The organism is Bradyrhizobium zhanjiangense (assembly GCF_004114935.1).
GTDB lineage: Bacteria > Pseudomonadota > Alphaproteobacteria > Rhizobiales > Xanthobacteraceae > Bradyrhizobium > Bradyrhizobium zhanjiangense.
Map to the genome: position 1 here is coordinate 3,328,288 of NZ_CP022221.1, position 13,192 is coordinate 3,341,479.

11 protein-coding genes and 2 pseudogenes are annotated in these 13,192 nt (G+C 59.9%); 2 read left to right on the forward strand and 11 right to left on the reverse strand.

Features of this window, described 5'->3' with window-relative positions:
- Positions 1-396: a hypothetical protein gene (locus tag XH85_RS15615; protein WP_245473736.1), complete on the forward strand. Its 396-nt coding sequence runs from the start codon at positions 1-3 to the stop codon at positions 394-396.
- Positions 397-2,384: 1,988 nt separating this feature from the next.
- On the opposite strand, the gene XH85_RS48030 is transcribed toward XH85_RS15615, so the two are convergent.
- From XH85_RS48030 to XH85_RS15655, 7 genes are all read right to left on the reverse strand, one after another.
- Positions 2,385-2,573 carry a cupin domain-containing protein gene (locus XH85_RS48030; RefSeq protein ID WP_420837886.1) on the reverse strand — a complete coding sequence of 63 codons (189 nt, stop codon included), beginning with the start codon at positions 2,571-2,573 and terminating at the stop codon, positions 2,385-2,387.
- 327 nt (positions 2,574-2,900) lie between these two features.
- On the reverse strand, positions 2,901-3,050 hold the full coding sequence (locus XH85_RS45110; protein ID WP_164940472.1) for a hypothetical protein: 150 nt from the start codon (positions 3,048-3,050) through the stop codon (positions 2,901-2,903).
- Positions 3,051-3,363: 313 nt separating this feature from the next.
- Entirely contained in the window at positions 3,364-3,774 is a 411-nt protein-coding gene (locus XH85_RS15635; RefSeq protein WP_128932498.1) for a hypothetical protein, read from the reverse strand.
- Entirely contained in the window at positions 3,767-4,408 is a 642-nt protein-coding gene (locus XH85_RS15640; RefSeq protein WP_128932499.1) for a hypothetical protein, read from the reverse strand. Before XH85_RS15640 ends, XH85_RS15635 begins: the two co-directional genes overlap by 8 nt.
- A gap of 28 nt (positions 4,409-4,436) precedes the next feature.
- Positions 4,437-4,640, reverse strand: a complete 204-nt coding sequence (locus tag XH85_RS15645; protein WP_128932500.1) for a hypothetical protein — start codon at positions 4,638-4,640, stop codon at positions 4,437-4,439.
- Positions 4,637-5,563 (reverse strand): hypothetical protein, encoded by a 927-nt coding sequence (locus XH85_RS15650; protein ID WP_128932501.1) that lies wholly within the window; start codon positions 5,561-5,563, stop codon positions 4,637-4,639. Before XH85_RS15650 ends, XH85_RS15645 begins: the two co-directional genes overlap by 4 nt.
- Before the next feature lie 412 nt (positions 5,564-5,975).
- A complete protein-coding gene (locus XH85_RS15655; RefSeq protein ID WP_128932502.1) occupies positions 5,976-7,385 on the reverse strand; it encodes an apiosidase-like domain-containing protein in 1,410 nt (469 codons plus the stop codon).
- A 376-nt stretch (positions 7,386-7,761) separates the two neighbouring features.
- Between XH85_RS15655 and XH85_RS15660 the strand changes: the two are divergent.
- Positions 7,762-8,818 (forward strand): annotated as a pseudogene (locus XH85_RS15660) (IS110 family RNA-guided transposase).
- Positions 8,819-9,351: 533 nt separating this feature from the next.
- Here the strand turns inward: XH85_RS15660 and XH85_RS15665 are convergent.
- From XH85_RS15665 to XH85_RS48035, 4 genes and pseudogenes are all read right to left on the reverse strand, one after another.
- Positions 9,352-9,756: a DNA-binding protein gene (locus XH85_RS15665; RefSeq protein ID WP_128932503.1), complete on the reverse strand. Its 405-nt coding sequence runs from the start codon at positions 9,754-9,756 to the stop codon at positions 9,352-9,354.
- 6 nt (positions 9,757-9,762) lie between these two features.
- On the reverse strand, positions 9,763-10,248 hold the full coding sequence (locus XH85_RS15670; RefSeq protein ID WP_128932504.1) for a hypothetical protein: 486 nt from the start codon (positions 10,246-10,248) through the stop codon (positions 9,763-9,765).
- A 105-nt stretch (positions 10,249-10,353) separates the two neighbouring features.
- A complete protein-coding gene (locus XH85_RS15675; RefSeq protein ID WP_128932505.1) occupies positions 10,354-11,484 on the reverse strand; it encodes a hypothetical protein in 1,131 nt (376 codons plus the stop codon).
- 267 nt (positions 11,485-11,751) lie between these two features.
- Positions 11,752-13,178: pseudogene (locus XH85_RS48035) on the reverse strand (virulence-associated E family protein).
- Positions 13,179-13,192 lie beyond the last annotated feature (14 nt).

Here is a 13,192-nt window from a genome sequence, read left to right on the forward strand (position 1 = left end):
ATGAGCAAACCGCTTCAATCGTTTGCTTTAACCGTTTGCATTGCTGCGCTCTCGTCGCTCGAAATGACAAGCGTGCATGCTAAGCAACAATGCGCCGCTGCAATCCCGACAAATCCGCAAGGTCAGTGGTGGTCCTATCGTCTCATCGACGGACGAAAATGCTGGTACGCGGGCAAGCCCATGCTTTCGAAATCACTGCTGGAGTGGCCTACAGAGGTCTCCTCCGAACCCGGTTCTCGCGGAGAAGCTAAAGGCATTGTCATAGCTAGCAAGCCCGGCAATCCATTAGATGCACGAGCGTTGGCATTGAAAGACTTTGACACTTTTGAAGAGCGATGGCGTGTCAGGATCTCAAGTCCAAAGGGGGCCGCGCGACTGACCGATACTCATGACTAAGCGATCCTGCATCGCGCTCATCGTCGGCGAGGAATTTCGACCGTCTGTTCGCGGTCGTGCGCTTGGCTACGTCACGCAATCACGCGCCCCGAGTTCGCCGAAAACAACGTCTCTACGCAAATTGTGTGCAGCGGCCGTCAAGTGGAAGCCTACGATCAGACCTAGCCGCCTTAAGGTCAGGAGAGCAACGGGGTCACACAGCTCGATAGAAAGTCCGGCTCCCAAGATCGCAATGGTGCGTTGCTCCTCCGCGTTGAGATCAGCCCAGGAGATGCTTTCCATCACGCACCGTAAAATTATCCCGGTATCTCAAAACCCAAACGCGTGCCTGATTTGCCGGAGCATATCCGTGGCCGCGTCGTTGTACCGACCGTCGTTTAGATATCGACCATTTGCGCTGTGCTAATCAGCGCCACAACTGCCACCGTGATGCCCCTAAACATTGGGGCTCTCCTGAAGAGACCGCCAACCGGGTATCGAAATTAAACCGTTCTCAGAATGCATCGCCGCATATTGGCGACGACCTACACGGTAAATGGTGACACCGACTCGTAACCAGCTCCTTAATAGGGCCATGTCCGGATGCGCGCGCGGTGGGCTCGGGCTCAGGCGCGTATTCGGCGAAGCTGCTGAAAGGGCACGAGGCAACGGTTCTCGGGCTTCAGGTCCAACCGCGCCAATTGCAGCATGGTCTTACTTCTTGAGAATGCCGACATCGGTGTTACCCAAGTTGTTTATGGCACGCTCAGCGGCGGGCGTATCCACCGCGTTGTCATGCGACGTTGGAGCCTGAGTAACCGAGGACGCATCCACGTCGCCGCCAGTCGCTGCACGGCTGAGCTCATTGCCCAGGTTAGGACCGGAGGAGCCCGCGGCGCCGCTTATGGTATGGCCGGTCGATAGGGCCCCGTCCCTATAGCCGGTGGCCGCCGTTCCACTCGGCGCGGAGCCGCCACTGCTCGATCCACCCGTGCTCTGGGCCACGGCGAGCGAAGAGCCGCCAAGGAGTAAGATCAAGATAACGGCGATGCGGTTCACAGAGCGGTCCTCGACATGAATAACCGCTCAATGAGTTGCACGTCAGATAGTTCCTCAGGGCCTATCGCTCTCCCGGCCACCACGTTGACGGCGGGTCACTTGCCGAAACCTTGGTTCGTCGCAACGCAACCAAATGGCTTCGCTTATACGGATAGCCGCGCATGTCCGAACGGTCCTTGCAGCGCATGTGGCGCTTCAACCCGTGTATCGGCATCTGGCGTATGAGGCAATGAGCCTCACGTATTGAAGCCGATTTCGCCATGGTAGATTACCACTTTATCCCGGTTGCTTTGAAGCCGTCCTGGTAGTGCTTTTTGTACTGTGGTGGACATTTATGCGAAGCTCTCGCGCAATCCTTTATCTGCAACGACTTGGCGAACTCGCCTCTCAGCTCTCAGAATTGGAAGATCTTCGAAGTCTAGTCGAAGACGCAGAGCGCGTCGCCGGCGGTGCGCCTGCATTGCGCTCTAGACGCCATGCTTCGCGCCGCCTCCGAGGTCGTGATCTCGGCGCCCTGTCTGTCCGTCTCCGTCGCTACACGCCACCAAGCAGAAGTGCGGGAGGCAACCAAATCGATTGGATGTTGCTTGAGCCATTTCCCGACGGATGGTGGGCATCTCCATAAAGCTCTTCAACAGCTGCTAGTGAAATCAAGTCTTCTCGTCCGCTTATGCCCATCGCGGCCAACACGGCCCGCCGCCTAACGGTCAGCTATGACGGGTAGACCGGGTGCAGCCGAGGTCACACCAAATCGTTGAGGATGACCCGAAGCAAACTCCGGCAAATAGGGCCGCTCCGAGCCGCTTTCGAACACGCCCGAGGCTGGCTGGAGCTACACGAGCGCGGCACGCATGTGCACGACCAAGGAGCGCCTTAGTCAACCTATTACTTAGGCGGCGGCTTGTCGTAGAGCGGCTTGCCTTTATCGACGATGTGCACGGTCAGAAGTTTTATCGTCTTGTCGCCAACAACCTTGAAAGCGCCGTGGAAGCGATGCCCGTTGAAAAGGGTACTTGTTTGCCGTCGGGAAGCTCAATGGTGCCACCTTCCAAAACGTAAAATGACTCTTCTCCATGATGAATATGGAGCATCGAAGTGTCGCCGGGCTTGAACTCGGAGATGCTTGTAATGACCTCCATATTTCAGGGCTGCGCCCGCGGTGGCGGGTCGAAGCGCTCGATCTTGTGGTTGCCTTGCCATAGCTCGACGGCGTGACCGTCAACGAGCTGCCTGGCACGCTGGCGAGCGCTTTCCTCATCTGCGCAAATGAGATCGACCCGGCCCGTTACGTGGCCACTCTGATCGACAATGTAGGCTCTGAATTCTTGCACTTCGCGCGCGCTTTGCCGCTTTTTCCCTGCCACGATCTTAGAACGGGTAAAAATCGAAAGTCTAGTCCCTGGCACGCGCTCCCACGACTGCGGCTTACTTACACGAAGCTGAACGTCGTCCGCTCCTCACGCGAGTCAGTGCAGCCGATCGGACTTCGTCTTTCGCTTTGCGAGCGCCTTCCTGATCTGCTCGCGCAGCCGGAGAATTTCCGCCCAGCGAGCCGCCATATCCGGATCGAACGACACCCGTGCCGCCTTGCGTTTTTGACGGTTGCGTTTCGCCATGTTTGCAGCTTAGCGACCAAAACCAGCGCTCGCGCGGACATTCCGGTATTAAGCTTGATAGGCGCGGTCCGAGTTAATTCTGGAACTAGCGCGTCAGTCTCTCAGGGTGAGCAAAGATGAGTCCGCTCGTCTCGGCACCTCTACGGGACTAACACGAGCCCGCTGGCCCGATGAGCTGCGCATCTCCGACATCGAGGACAAGTTCGCTGTACGGTCTGCCGCATCCGAGGCGCTGACGTACGCCCGGACTGGAAAGGCGCCGAACAGATTTTTTCGAAGAACAAAGATCGTTAGGGCTGCTGCATCCGTGTGGCTACTTTTCCATCAAGAGGAACGCGGGCCATCTGCACAATTCAGCCGCGCGGCTCAGCGCCATGTGCCACCAAGCAACACGGTCCCTAAAATCACCGCGTGCATTGCTCGCCACGCGAGGATCGTCAACATACCCTTGCAGCCGCGTCTTGAGGGCGGACGCGAACGCAACGGCATCAGTGTAGCGCACGTCGCAGAACCCAACTTCGATCAAATTTAGGGCGACGTCGCCGTCGACGAGTTGCACGTCATCGAGTTGCAGAATGAGTGCCGCCAGATCATCCAGGAGCGGTTCGGGAATGCGCTTTGCAGTCTGGGCAAGCCGCGCAAGTCGTGCCGCACCGGGTGCATCATGAAGCCGCTTGGCGAAGTGGCCGAAAATCTTCTCGAACGCATTGGGCTCGTCACGCACGATACGGTTCCGCCTTGAAGCTGTCGGCGCTATCGAGGACTTGCTGCCAGCGGCGGCGGCGCTCGCGGTCGTCTGCGAGCTGGCGCGTGGCAACGGCGCGGCTGATCGTCTCGTCGATCTGCGCGCCATCGAGCGTGCGATGCGTCAGCAGCGCAGCGGTCAGGGCTTCGAGGACATGCGCCAGCCGTTCCAGAATTGCGCGTGCTTCCGACGCGCAAGCGGCAATGAAGGCTTCGGCTGCCTGCGGCGATGAGACGATCAGCCTTGCGAGCTGCCGTTCCTGTTGGCGATCATCGCTTGCCGCCCATGCTTCGCCAAAGTGCAGCTTCTCGGCCTCGGAGCCGGCGGTCAACTCAACGACGCGCGTGAAAACGTGTTGGTAGATTTCGGCAACCTCGTCACGCGCATCGCCATCGCCGGGCATCAGCTGATCGATCTGTTCAATCACCGTACTGGCCTCGCCGGCAAAGCGGCTCTCAAAATCAGGCCCCCAGCACAAACCGGAAAAACCTAAAGCGGCGTCTTCTTCGATCGTTGCTCCACCGTAGGTCGCTCCGAGAGCACGGCCGACAGTCAGATGCGCGGCTTCGTGCAGGGCGATACGGCGGTCACGAGCGGTGATTTCCTCAGGCATCAACAAACTCCGATAGCGGGCTGGCAGGTTAGCTCAGCGTTCCCAAAATCAAGCGATGGCGCGCGAGCATGCGCGCACGAATGACCTCGATCTCGCTGGGCTGCGGCATTGCGCGAGCCATCAACTCAGCGATGGCCCTTGGAATGCGATCCTCATTCTCGGGGTCGATCACCCAGCCGTCGATGCGTGTGACAATTTGATGCGGCTGCCAGCCGGGAGGCGCTGCCTTCATGTGCGCGGCACCTCAATCTCAATCGTACGCGCCTCAGCGCTGCGGTCGATCACGGTGAAGTTGGCCTCCCGCAAAACGGTATCAGGCTCGATCTTCGGCGCGGTCGGAGGCTCCGCGACCGCGTCAAGATCGACGACATCAGGCGCCTTCGGATCGAAGTCACCGCCGCGCGCGCCACGGAGCTGAGCGCGGCGCGGATCGGTCAGGGGCGCCGCGATACCTTTGCCCAAAGCGCGCTGTGCCGTTGCGACCGGCATGGTCGCGTCTTCCCACTGACCGGCGAACCGCCTGCGGCCATCCGGATCGCAGTAGCGCGCGCTGCGCAGCATGAAGGCCGTCATCGTGGGCGACGCGGGCTCAGGCAGCGGGACCGGAGCGGTCGCCACTTCGCGCGGGATCGGCTGCCGGCCCTGTCGGATCGCGTCAGGCATGGCCTTCAGCTCTGCCAACGTGAAGTTGGCGGCAATTTCGATCTGGCTCCCGGTGTTCTGGAGGAAGCCGGCCATCTGACCGGACTCAAAATGGAAGTGGCTGACGTCTGACAGGGCGTCGGCAAGCGCCTTCGACTGTGCAAGATAGCCCGGCAGGGCCGCCTCGATGGCGACGACCTGCTTGTGCAGCTTGTCGGCCGCCGAGGCACGCTCGATGCGCTCACGTTCGGCCCCGAGCTGGCGTTCGGCCTCCGTCTTCTGGTGCGCCAGGATGACGAGCGCGTCATCTATGCCGGCCAACGCTGACGCCGCCGCGTCCACGTTGGCCTGCAACTTATCCAGGGCGCGTTGGTCGCCTAAGTCACCCGACAGAAGCGTCTGCTGGCGGCCAGTGATCGCCCGGTCCAAGGTGTCCTGCGCGGCGGCTCGCTTCGCGGCGAGCTGTTCGCCGCGCTTGGCGAGCGAGGTGACAATGGTTTCGTGTTGTTGCATCGGGGATTTTCGAAAAGGATTTTTCATGCGGCAAGCGTATGCCGATGCAACCTGATTTGCGAAGGGCCTGGGCGTGGAGCGCTCCAAGTCCAGAGCTGTTTGTTGTGGCTCGCTCCACATTCCCGCATTGCAGGAGTGCCGACGAGGCAACACGCCGCGTCAGCTATAGTCCCGAAACCGGCCATTTGAGGCGCATGGCGGAAGTGCGGCTGTGGGCCATCAGCCGACATGGTGGCCTGCCCGGGGATTCATGATGCGTGCGAAGTCCGCGCCTCCCGGGCAGATGAACGGCAACTCTTCCAGCATGCCGGCAACGAGCGTGCGGGAGTAGCATCGTCCTTCCATGTTTCGGATGAGAAGAGTGGGACTCGCGTAGCTCGTCCTTCCATGAAAGATGTGACCGCATTGGGCGCTAATGTCCCTCTGCGACCAGGACCCAGTCATTGAACCCGTCGGCGTGGCGCTTTGATGGATAGGTTACTGAGCGGTCAGAGGCCTTTGGCTCTGACTCCGCGATGATCGTGGAGTCCCCGCTCGTGGGATCATACCACCGCAGCCGTACGTTGCTGCCTCTCGCGATTTTCGTTGTATCAATGGTGACGGGACGGCTAGTTGGGAAGTAGACCAGCGCAGCGCCGGATGAATAACCAGAGGCTGCCTGATCATCCCCGCTGCCCAGACCGCTTTTGAGAAAAGTTCCAGCGTCCGGCATCCATGCGGGATCGGTCACATATGCATCCAGGATTGTCCAGGCATATTTAGCGTCGAATTGGGGCGCTTCGCTTAGAACATTAAGCCAGCCGGGGCCGCCATCGAAAAGTCCGGTCACGCCATGCGGCCACCACTTTTCGTGGCCGAAATTGATGCCAGCGCCGCCGCGGATGAACGTGGCGTAGTTTCGCTCGCGCAACTCCTGGTTCTGTTGGTCCTTGTAGTGTGGGGCGTTCACATATGGGGGTTCGATATCGACAATGGGATACATCGCCGCGGCGGGCCAGTTATAGACCTTGTCAAACTGCGCAACGGAACTGCTGCCGTAATGGTAGATCGTATCAGCACTTTGTTTGAACCACTTATATCCAGCGGGGCCTTCGGCCGATATGAACTGGTCAAAGGAGGTTGAGCCATTAGCCGGCTCAGCGATGATCAAACGATGGCTGGACCCTTCAACATCTCGAATCCCATGGAAGATGGCATCCAGACCCGCAGCAGGTCCCTGATTGTAGCGCCATTTGAAATCACCCATGACATGCCACACGATATTTGAGTAGCTCGCATAGCGAGTGGCGACGGCCTTTCCAAAGTCGTAGGCATTCGTGGTTCCGGCAGCGATCAGATCCAATGCAGTTCCGGTATTTCCCGGGCTCATGAAAAGTGAAAAGACAACTGTCATCTCCAGCCGGGTAGCCTCGCGCATCACCCGGTCCATGGAAGACCAAGCCGGTCCGAGGGATGAAGCGTATGGTTCAGCGGTAAAAAAGCGCTGGCCGGCTTTGTTCTTATATCGATCGCCAAAGCTATCATTCATATGGACACCAAACGGCGATACCGTGACGGCATTAAATCTCAGAGCTTTCAGACCTTCCAAAGCTTGCGTGATCTCAGCATCGGAACAGTTTTGCGACATGGCCCAGGACGCCATTGTTTTCAAGAGATAGATCTTGCCCGTCTGATCGATAAAGCGTCGGTGGGCAGTGCTTACAGGATGAGCAAAACCGGTCCTGGCGCCGTTTTCAGCTTCGGCCGCCAACGCCGTAAAGGTCCCGCTTAAAAGCTGGATCGCCATCGCACCAACCAGCGGGAGTGATCGGTAATCAGTCATCAGTCATCAGTGATTGGAGTGATGGAATACGATTGTTGATGCAAAGCAAGATCCACAAAGGTCCTGCCCTTCTGATAACTGAACCAGCCGCTCATCCAGGCAGAAAAAGTTATCTGACTGTGACTGCGGCATAGCAAGGTATTGGCTGCATATGATCTTGCCCTATCAATGATTATCTGCGCATTCGCAACGTCCTTGATGCTGATCTACCCGGGATTTGGAGACGGCTGCCACCACAAGGCCGCAAGGAGACGGAGTCTCGCGCCGCTCATGTTGATCTAGATCAACAGAGGTCCGCTAATGGAATGGTCCGGCCGTGCTCCGGCCCCGCCAGTGCGAGAAGCTGGCAAGGGGCGCTCAAGTCGAGGAGCACGCCATGTCTCAGAACCTCAACACAGCGATCGCCGTGATCGGCATCGATATCGGCAAGAACTCGTTCCACCTCGTGGGTCATGATCACCGCGGTGCCATCGTGCTGCGGCAGAAGTGGTCACGCGGCCAGGTGGAAACACGGCTCGCCAACCTGCCGCCGTGCTTGATCGGTATGGAGGCCTGCGTCGGCGCGCATCATCTCAGCCGCAAGCTCCAAATGCTTGGCCACGACGCCCGCCTGATGCCGGCGAAATACGTGCGCCCCTATTCGAAGGGGCAGAAGAATGACTTCCGAGATGCGGAAGCGATCGCTGAGGCTGTCCAACGCCCGACCATGAAATTCGTCGCAACCAAGACCGCCGATCAACTCGACCTTCAGGCACTGCACCGCGTCCGCGATCGATTGGTCGGTCAGCGTACCGGCGTCATCAATCAAATCCGTGCGTTCCTGCTGGAGCGGGGCATCGCCGTACGGCAAGGCCTGCATTCCCTGCGGTCCGAGTTGCCGGATATCCTCGCGACGCGCACCGAAGTGCTCTCGCCTCGCATGTTACGCATCATCGAGGATCTGGCGGGCGACTGGCGCCGGCTGGATGAGCGTATCGAGGGTCTCTCGAACGAGATCGAAACACTCGCCCGTCAAGATCAGGCCTGCCAGCGACTGATGACGGTGCCTGGCATTGGCCCGCTTATCTCGAGTGCAATGGTGGCCGCGATCGGCACTGGAGACGTGTTCTCGAAAAGGCCGCGACTTCGGCGCCTGGCTCGGACTGGTGCCGAAGCAGATATCGACCGGCGACCGCACGATCCTCGGCAAAATATCAAGGCGTGGCAATCGCTACCTACGCGCGCTGTTCGTGCAAGCCGCATGGGTCGTGCTGGTCAGGGTCAAGTGCTGGGTGCGCTACGGCCTCAAATCTTGGATCGAAGCTGCCAAGAAGCGATTGCATCACAACGTGCTGGCGATTGCGCTCGCCAACAAGCTCGCCCGGATCGCCTGGGCGGTTCTCAACAAGGGACGCGCCTTCGAGTGCGTCAAGACTGAGGAGACGGCGTCCTAACCTGGCCGATCCTCGCGCCGTGCTCGGGGCCGTCAAGGCGCAGCCTGGCAGCGCAGAGCAAGACGTCAGGACAGCACGACGGCCGGCCTTGACAGCCCCTTGCGCGCGGCGCGTCTGCGCGCGCAGGCCGGGACGAAGGAACGAGCGCCAGGCACGAACAAAGGAACAGGGCGAAGTGAGGAGGGCTATCGAGATGACCTAACCAACATCCCTTACCCGCCGAGGTCTGCGAGAGGATGAGACGACGATGGACGATCGGTCTTCCCGGCGCATGCGAACACTGGTGACCCGAATGGCCCGTTCGAGGCCTGTCCGCTAATCAGCTCGAATGCGCGCTGAGATCCATGATGGCCCGGAGCACAGCACGCTCCAATCAGAGGCCGGATACATTGATGCAAGACCGCATCTGACAGGTTGATGAAACCTCTTGCAACGCGCGCCGGACCATACATTGGGGTCAAAAGCGCCGTTTTGAGTACCTAGCCAGTGACTTCCGTATTGCTTCATAAGCAGACCAATCCACAGCCAGAGTCTCACCCCGGCGCACGTTTCATCTCATCCGGGTACAACTCCTCCGGCCCCGACCACTTCGGCCAGAATTTCCGCAGACGGTTCTCTGCCTCGACACGGGCGGGCAAGCCGCCCCGATGCTTCTCGATGTACGCGAGCAGCTGCGCTGTAACAATGATCCACACGTTTGCGCGTTTTTCGGCCATGGGGCGGCGCACCCGCGCGGCATGTTCGATCCAGTTGTAGATCGCCTGGTCGGTAACGTCACACACAGCGGCCGCCTCGGCGACGGTCAGGAACAGTCGATCGCGAAGATTGTCCATCGCGCCGCTAGCGCTGCCGAGCCGACGCACGCATTCCGCAAGTCGCGTTGCGTCGCCTGAGAGCCGGTCAAGTTCGGCGGCGAGCGCCTTCTGGTCGTCAGTCATGGTATATTACCTCTCCTTCAAGTATCCACCTGGTCCAGCGCCAGGATAAGGTTGGCTCAATTCCTCTAAAGCCTCGCAGCACTCCTCACGCAGAACCAGCTCGACCTCAGCACGGGACCGCATCTCGCAGACCGCTGCGAACTTGCCAGGGATCGACAAGATGCGTCCGCGGAACGCCGCGAAGACCATCTCCATTTGCCGCTGGACCACCGCCAACGGCGCATATTCACAGCGCGTGACGGCGTTCTTCATTCGCAGCGCAGCCGTTTGCTCGCGCGCCAGCGCCGCGCGGGCCTCGGACAATGCGAGCTTGGACGCGTAATCACCGTGCCCGCCCTTCGCGGCCTGACCATTCTTGATCAGCGCGCGTGCAACCTCCTGAACGTCGTATTGGCCGCGCGGCTTCGTGGTCAGCACGCCGCGATTGAGAGCGCGGTAGAACGTCGGTCTGCTGATGCCGCACCATTTACAGACCCCAGAGATCGTGGACACTGTTGTAGCCCCCTTAGAAAAAGCTAGCCCTAGCCGTACCGAGCGCGCGGGCGCCACCCGCAGAGGCGCCGGCCCGAGAAGGACCCGCCCCTTCAGGTGCGAAAGTCAGCGACCGTCGAGTTCCTGAGCCATTCGGCCGAGCCGGACAGAAGAAGTTTCCAGAGCGTTGTAGATGCAGTGGAAAGCCTCATCGCAGAGGTCGGCGTTGTTTGCGCGCCACGCCTCTACGTTCGTGCAGTAGTCCGCAATAAAATGGACAAGCTCGTAGTGGAAGGCGCTGGCCTGCTCGATGACCGACAGTCCGCCAACCGCTCTCTTCGCCTTCAGCTTTTTCGGCCGCGGCGCCCGGCTCGTCGTGGGTGCCGCAGCGAGAATTGCCTCCAAGGTGTCAAATGCGGTCTGCAACTCTTCGCGCGTCTCCTGCTGGTTCTCGCCGATGGCGCTAATGTATTCCCAGAACGCGCCCGGCGTAACACGGTCATTCTCCGGAATTTCATCCTCATAGCCCGCGCAGTCGAAGCAGCCCGCAAGGAAATACACGTGGCGGAGCATGTCCTGCACTTCGGAGAACGCCGGCCGATCCTTGAACAGCCGCTTCAGGTCTTTCCCAGAGAGACGCTGGACAGGGTGACCGATGGGCGTCGTGACTTCGGGCTTGGCCGCGGACACTACAGCAACGGCAGCCTTTCTCACGTTCGCTTTGGTCGGCTCTTCGCCGGCCGCAATCGCGTCATCCACGACGCGCTGCACGATGCCGGGCTGAGCGATCTCAGCATCACGAACGAGACGCGCCTCGTGCACCTGCTTGTGGGTGAGGCCTATCTCTCCGACTGTCGCAGGCCGGGTCTTCTCTTCGAGAATACCCAACTCCTTCTGGTTCGTGCCCAGACGGGCCACGTCGCCGCACTCTTGCGCGGCATCGTATTCATCGGCGAGGCGCTGTTTCGCTTGCGCCTCGATCAGGAGCGCGTCGCCCTGCGCTCGACGAGCGGCGGAAACGAGTTCATCGTGAGCCTGCTTGGCCTTTGCCAAGCGGCCGGCTTTCTTGGCTGCGTCGTAGGCGACCGACGCCATGTCGCACGCTTCGAGGACTTCGGCGGCAGACTTCGCCTGCGAGAGCGCAGTGGCCGCACGTTCGATCAACATCGGAAGGGCCGTTGCGCTGAGCGGCTGAACAACAAAGCCACTTACGCGGCTGGCAACATTGGTCTGTTCCGGACGATAGTTTGAATTCACGTATTCTCTCCTTGTTCTGCATCTCCGGCGACGGCTTGCCTAACGGGCGCCGTGCCTAACTTTCCTTTTCGTCGCTCTGCCTCATTTGCTCATCGCAGGTGGGGCTAAGAACGCGACCCGCGTCGCCCCCGCTGAAGATGCTGCCGGCGCCAGCCAAGCACCACTGCACCACCAGCTCTAGTTCTCTCGCCTTCTTTAAACTCGTCTGGCTTTCCCTCCTTTTCCCCTGTCTTGCAAAGTCTACTGGTGATACTGGTTCAGTGGTGACTACGCCTGCGGCGCGGCGGCTTCCTTAATCACCACTGCGTCGCTGCTTGCCGGTGCAGGCCGCTTCAGAGTGGTGACATTGCTGTCGGGCTCACTCTCGGCCGCCTTCTTGGCCGCATCGATCTCCTCTTGTCGCGCATCCATCTTGAGTTCTTCACCAGTCGGCTGGCGCGCGTACATCCACGCTCGCTTCGCTTCTTCCTTGCCCTGAACCGTAACTTTGTAGGTGACCTGCTTGCGCTCCCAGCCGAGCCGCTTGAGACAGCGAGCAACACGGTTCATAGCGGTCTGGTCCCACTTGACCTCATCCAGCCCGATCGCATGTCGGAAGACGAGTTCAACCGTGACGCGGTATGCGGGATTGCTGGGTGGCTGATGCAGGCGCGTGTCGAGATAGTCCGCAATCAGCCGCTCCCAAGGATCGGCCTGATAGCGAGCCTCTTGTTCATCCTTGGCGATCGAGGCCGCCGCGATCCCGCTCGGCGTCTCATTCGTAAACCACCACGGGGCGCCCTCTTCATAGAGGATGCACGCCTCGGCCCAGAGCAAATCTCTGTCGCGCTGCAACGCCTCGACATCAATCTTGGTGACCTTGACAGGCAGGAACCGACGCGCGCCCGTCGCGTCCTTTAGGTAACCGCTTTCATTCGTGGACCCTACAAAGATGCAGCTACGCGGGCGTTCGATCACCCGCCGTTCGTAGGAGGGACGGAACCGATCGGTCCGGCGCGAGATGAACGCCTTGACCTTGGAGACCTCCGCCTTGTTCAATGCGTCCAGTTCACCAAGCTCGACGCACCACACGCCGCCGACCTGCATCGCGGCGTCTTTGGTCCCAAGCTCGCTGATGTCATCGGTGAACCATGGATCGAAAAGTTCCTTGATAGCCGTCGATTTCCTTAACCCCTGCGGGCTCTCCAAGATCGTGACGGTATCGACTTTGCAACCGGGTCGAAGATGCGCGCGACGGCACTGATCATCATGTTGCGACCGACGAGCTTCGTATACGGGGTCTGGTCCGCGCCAAAATACGTTGGGAGCATCGTATCAAGCCGGAAGAGCCCATCGTGTTCGAGGCTGTCGAGATAATCCTGCACCGGATGGAAGCTCCGGTCGCGCGCCACCAACTCGATCGCCTGCGCCGTCACGGCAGGCGACACGGCGATCCCTTCGACCGTCTGCAACCAGTGAGTGGCCGCAAGATCGTCCTGCTCTGTCCAGGGGCGCGGCTGAAAATGCGCGCCGTCAACGAGCGGCCGCCAAGGCGGCACGTCCATGAGCATCGTCTGATGCGCAAAGAGATCGAACGCCACAACACCCTGCCAGCACTGTTCGCCACGCAGGGCAATCACCGCGTTCGCAAACAACGGCTTGAGAATGTCATTCTTGGCGCGGATCAACTGCTCGCGCCATCTCGACTTGTTCATGCTCAAGCTCACGA

Bases quoted from the DNA above. Each gene is read 5' to 3' on its own strand.
- XH85_RS15655 (WP_128932502.1), bottom strand. From the start codon at position 7,385: ATGACTGATTACCGATCACTCCCGCTGGTTGGTGCGATGGCGATCCAG.
- XH85_RS15665 (WP_128932503.1), bottom strand. From the start codon at position 9,756: ATGACTGACGACCAGAAGGCGCTCGCCGCCGAACTTGACCGGCTCTCA.
- XH85_RS15615 (WP_245473736.1), top strand. From the start codon at position 1: ATGAGCAAACCGCTTCAATCGTTTGCTTTAACCGTTTGCATTGCTGCG.
- XH85_RS15645 (WP_128932500.1), bottom strand. From the start codon at position 4,640: ATGAAGGCAGCGCCTCCCGGCTGGCAGCCGCATCAAATTGTCACACGC.
- XH85_RS45110 (WP_164940472.1), bottom strand. From the start codon at position 3,050: ATGGCGAAACGCAACCGTCAAAAACGCAAGGCGGCACGGGTGTCGTTC.
- XH85_RS15650 (WP_128932501.1), bottom strand. From the start codon at position 5,563: ATGCAACAACACGAAACCATTGTCACCTCGCTCGCCAAGCGCGGCGAA.
- XH85_RS48030 (WP_420837886.1), bottom strand. From the start codon at position 2,573: ATGGAGGTCATTACAAGCATCTCCGAGTTCAAGCCCGGCGACACTTCG.
- XH85_RS15640 (WP_128932499.1), bottom strand. From the start codon at position 4,408: ATGCCTGAGGAAATCACCGCTCGTGACCGCCGTATCGCCCTGCACGAA.